Here is a 14,712-nt window from a genome sequence, read left to right as displayed (position 1 = left end):
CGTTTACTCGATTACCGTGGGGACCAGGAACAGACCGTTATCGTTTGCCGGGGCATTGGACATCAGGGCCTGGCGCTGCTCAAGTGTGTGGGTGGCAGCGGGCTTGTCGTCGCGTAATCGCAGCTGGATGTCCTGGTGCGCCGCCAGCGGATGGGCCATGGGCTCGATGCCGCTTGTATCGACCGCCTGCAGCTGTTCAATGAGCCCCATAATGCCAGTCAGCTCGTGTTGGGCACGGGTGATATCATCTGGCGAAAGGTCAATACGCGCGAGCCGCGCGATGCGGGCTACGTCTTGCTCGGTAATGGACATGGGTTTTACTATAAGAAAGGGTTTTGGCCGATATGCAATAAGAAGTAAGCAGCGCAGCTTACCGGCCGATTACAGGAAATAATATGCCGTCATTCGACCTTATCAGCTCCCAATTATAAGTTATCATTGTCGGTTTAATTCGTTGGTGGTTTTTTCGGCGCGTGCCCTTATGTGTGCCAGCGGCCTCGAAACAACGGATTTCTTTCAATTTTCATATCACTGAGCGCCCATGTTCGGATTCCTTCGTAGTTATTTCTCCAGCGATATGGCGATCGACCTCGGTACCGCCAACACATTGATCTATGTTCGAGGCAAAGGCATTGTGCTTGATGAGCCTTCGGTCGTCGCCATTCGCCACGATGGTGGACCCAGCGGCAAAAAGATCATCCAGGCTGTTGGTCGTGAAGCCAAGCAGATGCTGGGTCGCGTGCCAGGCAATATCGAGGCCATTCGCCCCATGAAAGACGGCGTGATCGCCGACTTTACCGTTACCGAGCAGATGCTTAAGCAGTTCATCCGCATGGTGCATCCGCGCAGCATGTTTGCTCCCAGTCCCCGCATTATTGTGTGTGTGCCTTGCGGTTCTACCCAGGTTGAGCGCCGCGCCATCCGCGAATCGGCGCTGGGTGCAGGGGCCAGTCAGGTCTACCTTATCGAAGAACCCATGGCCGCAGCCATAGGCGCAGGGTTGGCCGTGTCCGATGCCAGCGGTTCCATGGTGGTCGACATCGGTGGCGGCACCACAGAGGTGGCCATTATTTCCCTGGGCGGCATGGTCTACAAGGGCTCGGTGCGTGTCGGCGGCGATAAATTCGACGAAGCCATCATCAATTACATCCGTCGTAACTACGGCATGCTGATTGGCGAACCTACGGCTGAACTCATCAAAAAGGAAATCGGCTCTGCGTTTCCGGGCTCGGAAATACGCGAAATCGAAGTCAAGGGTCGCAATCTCTCCGAGGGTGTGCCACGCAGCTTCACCGTGTCTTCCAACGAAATCCTCGAGTCGCTTACTGATCCACTCAATCAGATTGTCTCGGCCGTCAAGACCGCACTGGAGCAGACTCCCCCCGAGCTGGGTGCCGACATCACCGACAAGGGTATCGCCCTGACCGGCGGCGGCGCACTGCTGCACGACCTTGATCGCTTGCTGCAAGAAGAAACCGGCTTGCCAGTGGTTGTGGCCGAAGACCCTCTCACCTGCGTGGTGCGTGGCTGCGGCGAAGCGCTCGAGCACCTTGAGCGTCTTGGCTCAGTATTCATCTACGATTAATTTTGGTTCAGTAAGGGTGCGGTGCCCATGATGTGCGCCGCATCTATCAAGGCGCAGGCTAAATGCAAGAGTCAGGCACGATCAAGCTGTTCAAGCGCGGACCCACTGCCGAGCTCAGGTTGTTCATATTCGTGCTGCTGGCGCTCGGTCTATTGATTATCGATGCGCGATGGCCGGTGCTCAATCCGGCCAGGCAGGCGATTTCCGTCGTGATTTACCCGTTCCAGCGTGCAATACTTGCGCCGCGCGATGCTGTCGAGCGTGTCCGTAACTGGGCGGACGCCGCAGCTGTCGCCCAGAAAGAAAAAGAAGCCTTGCAACGACAGCGTATTGAGCTGGCACAGATTTCCACTCATGCAGCACAGCTGGCTACCGAAAATGAGCAGCTCAGGCGCCTGCTGAGCGTCGCAGACGCGGTGTTGCAACCGTCTGTGGCGGTTGAGGTGCTGTATGAGCCGTCCAATGCCTTTTCCCACCATCTTATTTTTAACAAAGGCTCGTCCAGCGGTATCTTGCCCGGCATGCCGGTCATAGATGAAGGCGGTGTCGTCGGTCAGATTGTGCGGGTGACGCCATTCACCTCCGAAGCGGCCTTGCTGACTGATGACAAAGTCTCGATACCGGTCCAGGCGCTGCGCAATGGCCTGCGCCTGATCGCCTTTGGCGGCACGGTCCCCGGCAAGGTCGAGGTACGCTACCTGACCGCCGATGTCGACCTGGTTCCTGGCGATACACTGATCACCAGCGGCATCGGGGGACTGTTCCCGGCCGGACTCTCTGTAGCGAAGATTGATCGGGTCGACCGTGATGCTGCATCGGGTTTTGCCCTGGCCATAGCCTCGCCTTTGTCGCACCCTGAAAGGCACCGTCATTTCCTGGTCTTGCGTGTCGATATCCCTGCACAGGAACAACAAGAGGGAGATCCGCATGGTTCGCAAGCCGAATAGTCGGGCAGTGGTGACGGGTCGTCCGTCATCTCTTGTCGGACTGCAGCCTATCGACACTTCGCCATTCAAGCAGCCGTCCAGCCGTTGGTTTATCTGGTTCACCATCGTGCTGGTATGGATGGTTTCACTGCTGCCATGGCGTTTGTGGCAGCCTGCGCCTGATCTGTTGCTGCTGGTCATTGCCTTCTGGTGTCTGCATGAGCCTCAACGTGTCACCATGCTGGCGGCATTCGTCTTTGGGCTGTTCATGGATGTACACGACGTAGCCTTACTGGGAGGCCATGCCCTGACTTATACCCTTGTTGCCTATGGCGCGCTGGTTTTGCGTCGTCGCCTGCTCCGCTTTGACTCCATCATCCAGGCCGTACACATGCTGCCTGTATTTGTGCTGGCGGCCGCCGTATCGCGTGTCATTTATGCGTGGCTTTTAGGTGAATGGGCAGGTTGGGGATGGTTGTGGTCTGCCCTGTTCACGGCGGCGCTATGGCCGCTGGCAGATACTCTGCTGCATATGCCCCAGCGCAGACTGGACGACGCCGACGCCGGCTCAGCATAGTCAGGGCCTGACGATGTTCGAATTCAAAAAGACGACTCACCACCTGAAACGGCGCATGCTGATACGCGTTGTGGTGGCGGGTGTCTTTGCGGCGCTGTGCTTTGCCGGGCTGGCCGGCCGTCTATGGTACTTGCAGGTGGTCCGCTACGAAGGGCTGGCTGCCAGGGCGGATCGCAATCGGATCGCGGTGGTGCCCATTCCGCCACGACGAGGCGAGATCGTCGATCGCAATGGGGTGGTGTTGGCCAGAAATTATCGTGACTATACCTTGTCTGTTACCCGGGCTTATCTTGAACAGAGCGCCGATGAGCTGCTCGATGAGCTGGGGCAACTGGTTTATTTGAGTCCCAATGACCGTAAGCGTTTTAACCAGAGTCTGAATCAAAGCGGGCGCTATACCTCGGTCTTGCTGCGCAATAATCTTAACGACACCGAAGCCTCGTGGTTTGCGGCACACGCATATAAATTTCCGGGGGTTGAGTTGAGTGCCCGTTGGGTGCGTGAGTATCCGGAAGGTGAGGCGGCAGCACACGTACTGGGTTATGTAGGCCGTATTTCTGAGTCCGATCTCGAGACGCTCGAAAAAGAGGGGCGCACGGGCAACTACCGTGGCAGCAACATCATTGGCAAGAAAGGCATAGAAAAAACCTGGGAAGAAACCCTGCACGGACGCACGGGCATCGAAGAAGTTGAAGTAACAGCAACTGGTCGGCCGGTGCGTACGCTCAGTAGAGTGGATCCCATACCGGGATCAGACTTGGTTCTGTCCATCGATATCGGCCTGCAGAAGGCCGCCGAGGCGGAGTTCGTCGGCCAGCGGGGGGCGCTCGTGGCCATAGAGCCCGCTACTGGCGAGGTGTTGGCTTTTGTCTCGGCCCCTTCCTTCGATCCCAATTTATTTATCGACGGAATCGATGTCGAGAACTGGCGCAAGCTGAACGAGTCTCCCGACCACCCACTGATCAATCGGCCCTTGTACGGTACGTATCCCATCGGCTCCACCTATAAGCCCTTTGTGGCGCTGGCCGCGCTTGAGCTGGGCAAGCGTAGCGCCACTGAGCGCATCTCGGACCCGGGATACTTCGAGCTGGGCGGACAGCGTTTTCGCAACGCGGGTGGGGCAGCTTATGGCTCCACCGATATGCACCGCGCCATTGTGGTGTCGTCCGATACGTATTTTTATTCATTGGGGCCGGAAATCGGCGTTGACGCCCTGCATGATTTCAGCAAGCAGTTTGGCTTTGGGCAGATTACAGGTATTGACCTGGACGGTGAGCGTCGGGGCGTACTGCCGTCCCAGGAATGGAAACGCAAGGCCTATAAAAAGCCAGAGCAACAGCGCTGGTACGCTGGTGAAACCGTATCGGTGGCGGTGGGGCAGGGCTATAACTCGTTTACCTTGCTGCAACTTGCACAAGCGACGTCGGTGCTGGCCAATAATGGTGTCTACATGACACCGCACTTGGTCAGCCAGATCGAAAACCCTCAGACCAGCCTGATGGAGCGTACGGTTACAGAACCTGCGCATGTCATAGACCTGAAACCAGAGAATCTTGAGGTCATCCGTAACGCCATGGCTGATGTCCTGCGCAAGGGTACTGCACGTCGCGCTTTTGCGGGTGCCGGCTATCAGGCGGCCGGAAAAACGGGTACAGCGCAGGTTTATAGCCTGCGTGGCTCAAAATACAAGGCTAGCGAGGTGGATGAGCGTTTGCGCGATCATGCATTGTTCATGGCTTATGCGCCCGTAGAACATCCGCAGATAGCCTTGGCACTGATTGTTGAAAATGGCGGCTGGGGCGCAACAGTAGCGGCACCTGTCGCCCGCAGGATATTCGACTACTGGTTGACTCCCGAACGTCTGGCGAAGCTCGCCCCGGCTACTGGCTTGGCTCCTGCCACCCCGACTGAACCGGAGGCAAGCCAATGAAGCGAATTATTCACTGGCTGATCAAGGCCGTGACCGCATTTGACTGGCCGTTGTTGGCCTTGCTGGTCCTGATGGCCATACTGGGTATGACGGTCATGCATTCTGCTGTGGGTGGAACCGACTGGCGTTTTGCTGATCAGTTACGTAATTTCCTGCTGGCTTTCCTGTGCATGTGGATTGCTGCCATGATGCCCCCTCCTTTGCTGATGCGTCTGGCACCTTACTTTTATGTCATAGGGGTCGTGCTTTTGCTGGGTGTTGAGTTTTTCGGCGAAACCAGCAAGGGCGCGACGCGTTGGCTGGACCTGGGGCTGGTACGCATACAGCCGTCTGAAATGCTGAAAATTGCGGTGCCTCTGATGCTGGCCTGGTATTTTCATCGTAATCAGGGTCGCTTGCGCGTGCTGGATTTCTTTGTTGCGGGTGTTTTGCTGGCGCTGCCATTTTCCTTGATTGTGCTGCAGCCTGACCTGGGCACGGCCTTGCTGGTGTTTGTCTCGGGCTTTTGCGTCATTTATTTTGGTGGGCTGTCGTTCAAACTGCTGGTACCGATCGCGCTTGCCATTGTGTTGGGACTGGGAACCCTGGTGTACTACGAGACCGATATCTGCCAGCCTGGTGTCGACTGGGTGGTTCTGCACGAATATCAGAAGTACAGGGTATGTACCTTGCTGGACCCCTCATCTGATCCGCTGGGTAAAGGCTTTCATACCATACAGTCCATGATTGCGGTGGGTTCAGGCGGTGTATACGGCAAGGGGTACATGATGGGTACACAAACTCATCTGGACTTTATTCCGGAACGCACGACTGACTTCATCTTTGCCGTGTATGCCGAAGAGTTTGGTTTATATGGCGGTATCATGCTGCTGGTGTTGTATGGGCTGCTGATCGTGCGTGGGCTGAGCATCGCTGCGCGGGCGCATACCCAGTTTGGCCGACTATTGGCCGGGTCGATGTCCATGATGTTCTTTGTTTATGTGTTCGTGAACGTGGGCATGGTGACTGGCATACTTCCGGTGGTGGGTGTGCCGCTGCCTTTCATGAGTTACGGCGGAACCGCACTGCTGACTCTGGGTATTGCTTGTGGGATACTCATGAGCATCAGCCGTTATCGACCGGTGCGAAGCTAGCCGGAAACAGGCCCTCCAGTATTTTCCGGACGGGTGCCGGCAGTGCCGCGTTGCGCAGGTCGTCTATGGCTACCCAGCGTTGTGCCGGATCTGGTTCGGCGAGCTGCGGTGTGTTGTTAATGACGTACCAGGGCTCTATATGAAGCCGGAAATGCGTGAATACATGGATCATGCCGGCCATCTTCTGTGCCGACGCTTCGCGACTGCCCCATCGGTAACAGGCTGTTTGTAGATCTTCATCACTATCGTATTTGGGCAGACTCCATAGACCTCCCCAGATGCCCGGCGAAGCCTGTTGTTCCAGCAGAATATGATCGGCGTGTCGGGCAATCAGCATGCGGCATTGCCGTTCGGGGCTGGCTTTCTTTTTTTTGGGTGTGGGAAGTTCATGCTGCCGGCCGTGCATGTGGGCGTAGCAAGTATTCTGCACAGGGCAGCTTGTACATGCAGGCCGACTGCGCGTACAGCATTGAGAGCCCAGATCCATCAGTCCTTGTGTGTAGGCCGTCATGTCCAGGTTGTGAGGCGCGGCGTCGAGTACGGCTTCGGCGGTATGCCATAAACGCTGTTCGGTGCTGCGTTCGCTGGTGACGCCCTCAATACCGAAATAGCGAGTAAAGACCCGTTTGACATTACCGTCCATGATGGGACTGCGTTCCCGGAAGCAGAAGGCGGCAATAGCGGCTGCCGTAGAGCGCCCTATGCCTGGCAGCGTGGCGATATCCTGCGAACAGGAGGGAAACTTGCCACCCCAGTCCTGGCAAATCGCCTGTGCGCAGCGGTGCAGGTTGCGAGCGCGTGCATAGTAGCCCAGTCCGGCCCAGTAGGGCATGACCTCATCCTGGCTGGCTTGCGCCAGAGCCTGGATATCGGGAAAGCGTTCAAGAAAGCGCTGGTAATAGCCGATGACGGTAGCCACCTGGGTTTGTTGCAGCATGATTTCAGACAGCCAGATCCGGTAGGGGTTTTGCGTGCCTTGCCAGGGTAAATGTTGCCGGCCGTGTTTTCTTTGCCAGCTCATGATGATTTTGGCAAACCCGTTTATATCAGGATGGCTGTTCAGCAAGATCAGAATCTCGTGTTGCGCGTGACTGACCAGCGGGCGGACAGGGCGGCCAGTATTGCCACGAGTGCAACGGACATCGATAGGCTCAAAGGATCGGGTAAGTGTAGCGAAAACTGCGCACCATACTGACTGGCCAGGCGTGCCAGTGCAGTATTGATCGGTTGTAATGCGAGGGCTGCCAGGCCGATGGCAGTCACGCTGGCTACAATTCCGGTGAGTGCACCCAAATACAGGAAGGGACGCCGCACAAAGGATTCGGTCGCACCCACCAGGCGTGCGACGCCGATTTCTTCGCGCTGGGTCAATGCCTGCATGCGCACCGTGTTGAACACTGTAGCCAGCACCACTAGTGCAACGCCGATGGCCAGCATCCCCAGGCCTATCTTTATGAATCCTAATATGGCTTCAAGGCGCCTGACCCAGTCGCTGTCCAGCTGTACGGAGTCAACCTGTGGCAGATTTCGCCATTCTTGTGCCAACTCATTGGCATGCAGCGCCAGATCGGGCGAGTCGCGTAGCGTGACGATGATGGCGTCGGGCAGTGGATTATCTGGCAAGACGGCCAGCGCTTCGCTCCAGGAAGGGTTGGCCTTCAGGCTTTGCAACGCTTGTTCACGTGTAATCAGTCTTGTGTCGAGAATAGCGTCAGACCGCTTGTTGCGCAGGGTTTCAGCCAAGCTGACGGCATCGCTATTCGAGGTGCTGGGGTCAAGAAATAGTGTGAGCTCGGGTGAAACCGGGATTTCACTGGCGATGGGTTGTGCTGACACCAATACCGATGCCGCAATAATGGGTACCGCCAACGACAAGCCAATGACCAGTATATTGGCCAGCGAGGAAAAGGGCTGTGTCACCAGGCGACGTACAGCAACCAGCAGAGCGTAGCGGTGTTGTCGCAGCCAGCGCCTCATGGATGGACTCCTTTTATGTCTGAAAACCGGCCCGCGTCTATGCGCAAAGTGCGTGTGGCATAGGCGGCCATCAGTGCGCGGTCGTGCGATGCGATCAAGGTGGTGACGCCCACCCGATTGAAATCGCGAAAGACCTGCATGATCCGGCGCGCGCTTTCTTCGTCGAGGTTGGCGGTGGGCTCATCAGCTATCAGGATGGCGGGTCGATTCACGATGGCTCGGGCGATGGCCAGGCGCTGTTGTTCGCCTCCGGACATTTCGACTGGATATAGGTCTTCTTTGCCTGATAGACCGACTTTTTCCATGGCAGCGCGTGCGCGGGTATTGGCAAGCCGAGTTTCGAGTCCGGTAACGGCCAGCGGCAACAGGACATTATCGATGGCTTTGCGGTCTTGCAGCAGATGCATGTCTTGCAAAATGACGCCGACCGCGCGGCGCAGATAGGGCGCGGCACGCCGGGGCATTTTATCGACGCGATGTCCGTTCACGTGAACAGAACCGCGACTGGGCGGTTCGAGTCCGCCTATGAGCTTTAGTAGCGTAGACTTGCCGGCGCCCGATGGGCCCGAGACGAAAATAAACTCGCCCGGTTCAATGCGAAAGTTGATGTCAGCCAGAATATTCCGGCTACGGCCATATGATTTGAACACATGCTGAAATTCGATCATGAGCTATTTGACTGGCAGTTTTTACAGTGTTTGACGAGTGTTACAAGGCATGTCGCAAGGGATATCCCCCATGTTTTTCACGACCTGCAGCAGCTACGATTCGTTCGCTGACGGTCCAATACTCATTGTATGCCGTGAACATCAAATTGAACTGAAACGGAAGAGACAACCATGAAACTAATTAAAGCAGCAGCACTTGGCGCCTCGCTATTTTTCGTTGCCGCAACGTCGCAGGCTGGCGAAACTTACGACGCAGTCAAGGCCAAAGGCTTTGTGCAGTGCGGCACACACACTGCATTGCCGGGTTTTTCCATTGCAGACAGCAAAGGCGTCTGGAGCGGTATCGATGTCGATCTGTGCAAGGCCATCGCCACCATGATGTTTGGTGATGCCAGCAAGTTCAAGACAACTCCGGTCACCACACAGCAGCGCTTCACCGCCCTTCAGTCGGGCGAGATTGATGTCCTTACCCGTAATACCACTGCCACCATGACGCGCGACACCACGCTCGGTCTCATGAGCGCTGGCGTCAACTATTACGACAGCCAGGGCATTATGGTCAGCAAAGAGCTGGGTGTAAAAAGCGCTACCGAACTCAGTGGCGCGGCAGTCTGCGTGCAACCAGGAACCACCACCGAACTGAACCTGGCCGACTGGTTCCGTGCCCATAAGCTTGAATTCAAGCCAGTCGTCATCAACAGCCCCGACGAAGCCATGCGCTCTTATGTGGCAGGTCGTTGCGATGCCTTTACTACCGATAAATCAGGTCTGGCAACCATTCGTACCACACTGGCCAACCCAGACGACCACATCATTCTGCCCGAAGACTTTTCCAAAGAGCCATTGGGCCCCATGGTGCGCCAGGGCGATGATCAATGGTTCATGGTTGTGCGCTGGGCCCTCAATGTCATGCTGGAGGCCGAAGAGTACGGCATTACGTCCAAGAATGTCGATGAAATGCTCAAGAGCTCCAACCCCAATATCCAGCGTATTCTGGGTGTAACGGGCGAAATGGGCAAAGGCCTGGGCCTCGACAACAAATGGGCTTACAACATCGTCAAGCAAGTGGGCAACTATGGCGAATCGTTCGAGCGCAATCTTGGCGCCGGCTCGGCCATGAAGCTTGAGCGTGGTATCAACGCTCAATGGCGTGATGGTGGCCTGATGTACGGCTGGCCTATCCGCTAAGCATGTAATCGCCGGTGTCGCCAGGCCGGGTTTCACCCGGCCTGGCCGTCCAGCAAGGGGAGTGCTGCGTCAGGTTCCCCAATGGTTTGAACTCGATGACGAAAAAAACTTCAGTACCCCAAGCACCCAAGCGACGACTATCCTGGAACGATCCGGGCGTTCGCGCGCTGATTTATCAAGTATTGATACTGAGTATCGTAGGCCTGGGGGTCTGGTACCTGGTGTCCAATACCTTGCACAACCTGGCCATACGCAATATTTCGACTGGTTTCGACTTCCTGCACCGTGAAGCCGGCTTCGCGATAGGCGAGTCGGTCATCGACTACACCCCGGCCGATACCTACGGCAGGGCCATCTGGGTCGGCATACTGAATACTCTGCGTGTTTCAGTCATCGGCATTATTGCAGCCACCTTGTTCGGCACATTGTTGGGTATTGCCCGTTTGTCCAAGAACTGGCTGGTTTCGCGGGTAGCCAGCACCTATATCGAAGTCATGCGCAATATTCCTTTATTGCTGCAGTTGTTCTTCTGGTATGCCATCATCACCGAAGTCCTGCCGGGGCCGCGTACAGCGCTCAACCCCATCCCCGGTGTGTTTCTTTCCAACCGTGGCTTGAAACTGCCCGCATTGCAGGGCGATGCGCTCGACTGGATGGTCGCAGGCCTGGCCCTGGCCATCGTTGCCATCATCCTGCTGGGCCACTGGGCTAAAAAACGGCAGGAAGCCACCGGCGTGATTTTTCCGCTCGTTCGTGCCGCAATCGGCTTGCTGATCGTCCTGCCAGTGGCTGGCTGGTTGGTCAGCGGTGCCTCGCTGTCGCTCGAAATGCCTGTCATGAAGGGCTTTAACTTCTCGGGCGGCATCAGCTTGTCGCCCGAGTTCGCTGCATTGCTCGCCGGGCTGGTCATCTATACCTCGGCATTTGTGGCCGAGGTCGTGCGCTCGGGCATTCAGTCGGTCAGCAGAGGGCAATGGGAAGCGGCCGAAGCCATAGGTTTACCCCGCGGGCGTCTGCTGCGTCTGGTTATTTTGCCGCAAGCGCTGCGCGTCATTATCCCGCCCATGACCAGCCAGTACCTGAATCTGACCAAGAACAGCTCTTTGGCTGTGGCGGTGGGTTATCCGGATATCGTTTCGGTCGTCAATACCACGCTCAATCAAACAGGCCAGGCCATTGAAGGCATCCTGATCATTATGGCGGCCTATCTTACGGTCAGTCTGTCGATTTCGATATTCATGAATTGGTATAACAAGCGCATTGCGCTAGTGGAGCGCTAAATGAGCACGAATACTGCCACCGTGCAAAGTTTACCGCCGCCACGTACGCATCAAGGCGTACTGGGCTGGCTGCGCACAAGTTTGTTTTCGTCGCCCCTGAACACACTGCTCACCGTCCTGGTTGCGTGGCTCCTGCTGATGGCGGTGCCAGCACTGGTCGACTGGCTGTTTATCAGTGCGAACTTCAATGCACAAAATGCACAGGAGTGCCGGCAATCGGGCGGAGCATGCTGGGCATTCATTGCCGAAAAGCATCGCTTGATTCTGTTCGGCGTCTATCCTTACGACGAGCAGTGGCGCCCCTTGCTGGCCAGCATCATCCTGGTCGCAGTCATCGTGTGCAGTTGCATACGATGGTTCTGGAAGCCCTTTCTGGGCTTGATCTGGATGGTTGCGCTGGTGGTCGTGGGCATACTCATGTGGGGCGGGGTGTTTGGCCTGACGCACGTAGAAAATTCCCGCTGGGGTGGTTTGCCTCTCACCTTGATCCTGGCCACCTTTGGTATTGCGGCGGCCTTTCCATTTGGCTTGCTGCTGGCTTTGGGGCGACGCTCGCACATGCCGGCCGTCAAAGCATTATGCGTGGTTTATATCGAACTCATACGCGGTGTACCGCTGATCAGCCTGCTGTTCATGTCGTCGGTCATGTTGCCCCTGTTTCTGCCCGAGGGTTTCAGTATCGACAAACTCTTGCGTGCGCAGATCGCCATTATTCTGTTTGCAGCAGCCTATGTCGCTGAAACCGTGCGCGGCGGCCTTCAGGCCATACCCAAGGGACAGTACGAAGGCGCTGATTCCATAGGTCTGAGCTATTGGCAGCAGATGCGCAAGGTCATCCTGCCACAGGCCTTGAAGGTGGTTATTCCGCCGTTGGTTGGTATTTTCATTTCTTTGTTCAAAGACACGTCGTTGGTGGTCATTATTGGTATTTTCGACCTCACCCAGGCGGCCAAGACAGCAGTGGCCGATGCCGCATGGCGGGGCTTCAGCACCGAAGCCTATCTGTTCATCGCTGTCATTTATTTTATTTTCTGCTTTTCGATTTCCCGCTATAGCCAGTCGCTTGAAAAGCACTTGCAGACGGGATATCAGCGGTAATCAGCATGTCCGCCGCTGTGCGGGCCGAAATAACAAGGGAGCACGGACATGTCCGAAGCCATTATTCGCATGGCAGATGTCAACAAGTGGTACGGTCAGTTTCACGTACTGCGCAACATCAATCTGAATGTTGCGCCCAGCGAGCGTATCGTCATTTGCGGCCCATCCGGATCGGGTAAGTCGACCATGATTCGTTGCATCAACCGGCTGGAGGAGCATCAGCAGGGCAGTATTGTGGTCGATGGCACGGAACTTACCAACGATTTAAAGCAAATCGAAACCATCCGGCGCGATGTCGGCATGGTGTTCCAGCATTTCAATCTTTTCCCTCATCTTACTGTGCTCGAAAACCTGACATTGGGCCCGGTCTGGGTACTGAAGAAATCCAAGGCAGAGGCTGAAGCCACCGCCATGAAATACCTTGAGCGCGTACGTATTCCCGAGCAGGCGTCCAAGTTTCCCGGTCAGTTGTCGGGCGGCCAGCAACAACGTGTGGCTATCGCGCGTTCCTTGTGCATGAGTCCCAAGATCATGCTGTTCGACGAGCCCACCTCGGCGCTGGACCCTGAAATGGTCAAAGAGGTGCTGGACGTCATGGTCAGCCTGGCCGAGGAAAGCGGCATGACCATGTTGTGCGTCACGCACGAAATGGGTTTTGCGCGCAAAGTTGCTGACCGCGTCATATTCATGGATCAGGGCCAGATTATCGAAGAGAACACCCCTGATGCCTTCTTTGATAACCCTCAAAGTGATCGTACCAAGCTGTTTTTGAGTCAAATCCTGCACTAATGCCCTTAATTGGTGTAGGGTTCTATCTTTGTGTAAACCATTATTAGGTATTTTGTATGTTGTTTGGCATTAAAACCCTGACGTCCGCCGCCAGCGCACTGGCCGCCTGCCTGGCTCTGTCCTCTGTTGCCGCCCCGGCACTAGCCCAAGAGAGCTTCCCCTCCAAGCCTATTCAGTTCATCGTGCCTTATTCGGCCGGCGGCCCGCTCGATGGCATGGCACGTTTGCTTGCCGAAAAAGTCAAAGATGACTTGGGTACCGTGGTTGTCGAGAACAAGCCCGGTGCAGGGGGCAATATTGGTGCGAGCGTGGCAGCCAAGGCCAAGCCCGACGGTTATACCCTGGTAATGGGGGCCGTCGCCATCAATGCCATCAACCCTTGGTTGTACGAAAAACTGCCTTTTGATCCGGTTACCAGCTTTGAGCCAGTCGTCTTGGTGGCGTCGGTGCCTAACGTTTTGATTTTGAACGCTGATTTTGCCAACAATAACAAAATCAACACGGTACAGGATCTGGCCGATTACGCACAAACAAATCCTGGCCTGCTGAATTTTGGCTCGGGTGGCAATGGTAGCGCTGGCCACTTGGCGGGCGAGTTGCTGAATGTGCGTGCCGATATCAACACTGTGCATGTGCCATATGCCGGTGCCGCACCAGCCAAAATGGCTTTGCTGGCAGGGCAAACCAACTTCATGTTCGACAACCTGGCGTCAGCCTCGACTTTGATCAAAGAAGGCAAGGTCAAGGCATTGGCAGTTACTACAGCCGACCGCTCGTCCATTTACCCAGATCTGCCCACTATGCAGGAAGCCGGCATCGATAAATTCGATATCGGCACCTGGTTTGGCGTATTTGCCACCGGTGGTACTCCCAGTGCAACCATCGACATCCTGAATGCCGCGTATGCCAAGGCTCTGAATGATCCCGCCGTACGCAAGAACTTGCTGACCATGGGTTCCGATACCAAGCCAGGTACACCGGAAGACCTGGCTGCACTGGTCAAGAACGATTTGGCCAAGTACAAGGAAATCGTCGAGGTTTCGGGCGCCAAGCTGTTCTAAACAGCAGTTTTTGTACTCATATCGTCTGAATCAGGTGATATGAGTACATATCCTGGCTTGATCAGGGCCAGGTTGCTCAGACCGGTACGGTTTTGCCCTCTGGCCACCACAGCACAACAAGTGCTCCGTCCCGCTCTTCTTCCGATACGTTCAAAGCAGTCAGCCTGCTAGGCTGGCATGGGCCCCCGGTGCATTCGCCGGTATCGGGCCTGAACGTGGCACCATGCCGTGCGCACATCAGTTGATCACCCGCGCGCGTAAAAACATGACCTTCCCAATCCAGTGCCGAGCCCATATGAGGGCAGCGGTTCAGATAGCCATGGGCCAGACCCTGGTAACGGACGAAAAAGGCCGTCGTCGGTTCACCGCTATGCGTTACAGGGAGCTTGCGGGCCACACCGCCATCAACGAGACGGGAAGAGGGGCAGACAATGACAGCACTGGTAGTCATAAGATGTGTGAGGGGCTAGGCATATACATGGCGCCATTGTAGTGGCGCC

At 56.0% G+C, this 14,712-nt stretch carries 15 protein-coding genes; 10 read left to right on the top strand and 5 right to left on the bottom strand.

The window, feature by feature from the left end:
- Positions 1-3: 3 nt before the first annotated feature.
- Positions 4-312: an Asp-tRNA(Asn)/Glu-tRNA(Gln) amidotransferase subunit GatC gene (gatC, locus tag ERD84_RS01090; protein WP_130037431.1), complete on the bottom strand. Its 309-nt coding sequence runs from the start codon at positions 310-312 to the stop codon at positions 4-6.
- Positions 313-541: 229 nt separating this feature from the next.
- On the opposite strand from gatC, the gene ERD84_RS01085 reads away from it, so the two are divergent.
- From ERD84_RS01085 to rodA, 5 genes are all read left to right on the top strand, one after another.
- Positions 542-1,585 carry a rod shape-determining protein gene (locus ERD84_RS01085; RefSeq protein ID WP_130037429.1) on the top strand — a complete coding sequence of 348 codons (1,044 nt, stop codon included), beginning with the start codon at positions 542-544 and terminating at the stop codon, positions 1,583-1,585.
- A 62-nt stretch (positions 1,586-1,647) separates the two neighbouring features.
- Positions 1,648-2,532: a rod shape-determining protein MreC gene (gene mreC, locus ERD84_RS01080; RefSeq protein WP_130037427.1), complete on the top strand. Its 885-nt coding sequence runs from the start codon at positions 1,648-1,650 to the stop codon at positions 2,530-2,532.
- A complete protein-coding gene (mreD, locus tag ERD84_RS01075; RefSeq protein ID WP_130037425.1) occupies positions 2,513-3,088 on the top strand; it encodes a rod shape-determining protein MreD in 576 nt (191 codons plus the stop codon). The genes mreC and mreD overlap by 20 nt, the downstream gene beginning before the upstream one ends.
- Before the next feature lie 13 nt (positions 3,089-3,101).
- Complete coding sequence (gene mrdA, locus ERD84_RS01070) at positions 3,102-5,018, top strand: penicillin-binding protein 2 (RefSeq protein ID WP_130037423.1); 1,917 nt, start codon at positions 3,102-3,104, stop codon at positions 5,016-5,018.
- On the top strand, positions 5,015-6,151 hold the full coding sequence (gene rodA, locus ERD84_RS01065; protein WP_130037421.1) for a rod shape-determining protein RodA: 1,137 nt from the start codon (positions 5,015-5,017) through the stop codon (positions 6,149-6,151). Before mrdA ends, rodA begins: the two co-directional genes overlap by 4 nt.
- On the opposite strand, the gene mutY is transcribed toward rodA, so the two are convergent.
- From mutY to ERD84_RS01050, 3 genes are read right to left on the bottom strand one after another with little or no spacing between them, the layout of a single operon-like run.
- Positions 6,123-7,217, bottom strand: a complete 1,095-nt coding sequence (mutY, locus tag ERD84_RS01060) for an A/G-specific adenine glycosylase (protein ID WP_257215211.1) — start codon at positions 7,215-7,217, stop codon at positions 6,123-6,125. The genes rodA and mutY overlap by 29 nt on opposite strands.
- Positions 7,218-7,219: 2 nt before the next feature.
- Complete coding sequence (locus ERD84_RS01055; RefSeq protein WP_130037416.1) at positions 7,220-8,128, bottom strand: cell division protein FtsX; 909 nt, start codon at positions 8,126-8,128, stop codon at positions 7,220-7,222.
- Entirely contained in the window at positions 8,125-8,796 is a 672-nt protein-coding gene (locus ERD84_RS01050; protein ID WP_130037414.1) for a cell division ATP-binding protein FtsE, read from the bottom strand. The genes ERD84_RS01055 and ERD84_RS01050 overlap by 4 nt, the downstream gene beginning before the upstream one ends.
- A gap of 171 nt (positions 8,797-8,967) precedes the next feature.
- On the opposite strand from ERD84_RS01050, the gene ERD84_RS01045 reads away from it, so the two are divergent.
- From ERD84_RS01045 to ERD84_RS01025, 5 genes are all read left to right on the top strand, one after another.
- Positions 8,968-9,984, top strand: coding sequence for an amino acid ABC transporter substrate-binding protein (locus ERD84_RS01045; protein ID WP_130037412.1), 1,017 nt, complete (start codon positions 8,968-8,970; stop codon positions 9,982-9,984).
- 95 nt (positions 9,985-10,079) lie between these two features.
- Positions 10,080-11,264 (top strand): amino acid ABC transporter permease, encoded by a 1,185-nt coding sequence (locus tag ERD84_RS01040; RefSeq protein WP_130037410.1) that lies wholly within the window; start codon positions 10,080-10,082, stop codon positions 11,262-11,264.
- Positions 11,265-12,362 carry an amino acid ABC transporter permease gene (locus tag ERD84_RS01035; RefSeq protein WP_130037408.1) on the top strand — a complete coding sequence of 366 codons (1,098 nt, stop codon included), beginning with the start codon at positions 11,265-11,267 and terminating at the stop codon, positions 12,360-12,362.
- Between the two features lie 48 nt (positions 12,363-12,410).
- Complete coding sequence (locus ERD84_RS01030) at positions 12,411-13,151, top strand: amino acid ABC transporter ATP-binding protein (RefSeq protein ID WP_130037406.1); 741 nt, start codon at positions 12,411-12,413, stop codon at positions 13,149-13,151.
- Between the two features lie 56 nt (positions 13,152-13,207).
- Positions 13,208-14,212 (top strand): Bug family tripartite tricarboxylate transporter substrate binding protein, encoded by a 1,005-nt coding sequence (locus ERD84_RS01025; protein WP_130037404.1) that lies wholly within the window; start codon positions 13,208-13,210, stop codon positions 14,210-14,212.
- Positions 14,213-14,288: 76 nt separating this feature from the next.
- On the opposite strand, the gene ERD84_RS01020 is transcribed toward ERD84_RS01025, so the two are convergent.
- Positions 14,289-14,663 (bottom strand): Rieske (2Fe-2S) protein, encoded by a 375-nt coding sequence (locus tag ERD84_RS01020; protein WP_130037402.1) that lies wholly within the window; start codon positions 14,661-14,663, stop codon positions 14,289-14,291.
- Positions 14,664-14,712 lie beyond the last annotated feature (49 nt).

This window comes from Pollutimonas harenae, assembly GCF_004153685.1.
Taxonomy (GTDB): domain Bacteria; phylum Pseudomonadota; class Gammaproteobacteria; order Burkholderiales; family Burkholderiaceae_B; genus Pusillimonas_C; species Pusillimonas_C harenae.
The sequence above is the reverse complement of the archived record's forward strand: the minus strand, read 5'-3'. Positions and strand labels throughout refer to the sequence as shown.

Coding starts and splice junctions, on each gene's coding strand:
- gatC (WP_130037431.1), bottom strand. CDS start 312: ATGTCCATTACCGAGCAAGACGTAGCCCGCATCGCGCGGCTCGCGCGT.
- ERD84_RS01085 (WP_130037429.1), top strand. CDS start 542: ATGTTCGGATTCCTTCGTAGTTATTTCTCCAGCGATATGGCGATCGAC.
- mreC (WP_130037427.1), top strand. CDS start 1,648: ATGCAAGAGTCAGGCACGATCAAGCTGTTCAAGCGCGGACCCACTGCC.
- mreD (WP_130037425.1), top strand. CDS start 2,513: ATGGTTCGCAAGCCGAATAGTCGGGCAGTGGTGACGGGTCGTCCGTCA.
- mrdA (WP_130037423.1), top strand. CDS start 3,102: ATGTTCGAATTCAAAAAGACGACTCACCACCTGAAACGGCGCATGCTG.
- rodA (WP_130037421.1), top strand. CDS start 5,015: ATGAAGCGAATTATTCACTGGCTGATCAAGGCCGTGACCGCATTTGAC.
- ERD84_RS01055 (WP_130037416.1), bottom strand. CDS start 8,128: ATGAGGCGCTGGCTGCGACAACACCGCTACGCTCTGCTGGTTGCTGTA.
- ERD84_RS01050 (WP_130037414.1), bottom strand. CDS start 8,796: ATGATCGAATTTCAGCATGTGTTCAAATCATATGGCCGTAGCCGGAAT.
- ERD84_RS01045 (WP_130037412.1), top strand. CDS start 8,968: ATGAAACTAATTAAAGCAGCAGCACTTGGCGCCTCGCTATTTTTCGTT.
- ERD84_RS01040 (WP_130037410.1), top strand. CDS start 10,080: ATGACGAAAAAAACTTCAGTACCCCAAGCACCCAAGCGACGACTATCC.
- ERD84_RS01035 (WP_130037408.1), top strand. CDS start 11,265: ATGAGCACGAATACTGCCACCGTGCAAAGTTTACCGCCGCCACGTACG.
- ERD84_RS01030 (WP_130037406.1), top strand. CDS start 12,411: ATGTCCGAAGCCATTATTCGCATGGCAGATGTCAACAAGTGGTACGGT.
- ERD84_RS01025 (WP_130037404.1), top strand. CDS start 13,208: ATGTTGTTTGGCATTAAAACCCTGACGTCCGCCGCCAGCGCACTGGCC.
- ERD84_RS01020 (WP_130037402.1), bottom strand. CDS start 14,663: ATGACTACCAGTGCTGTCATTGTCTGCCCCTCTTCCCGTCTCGTTGAT.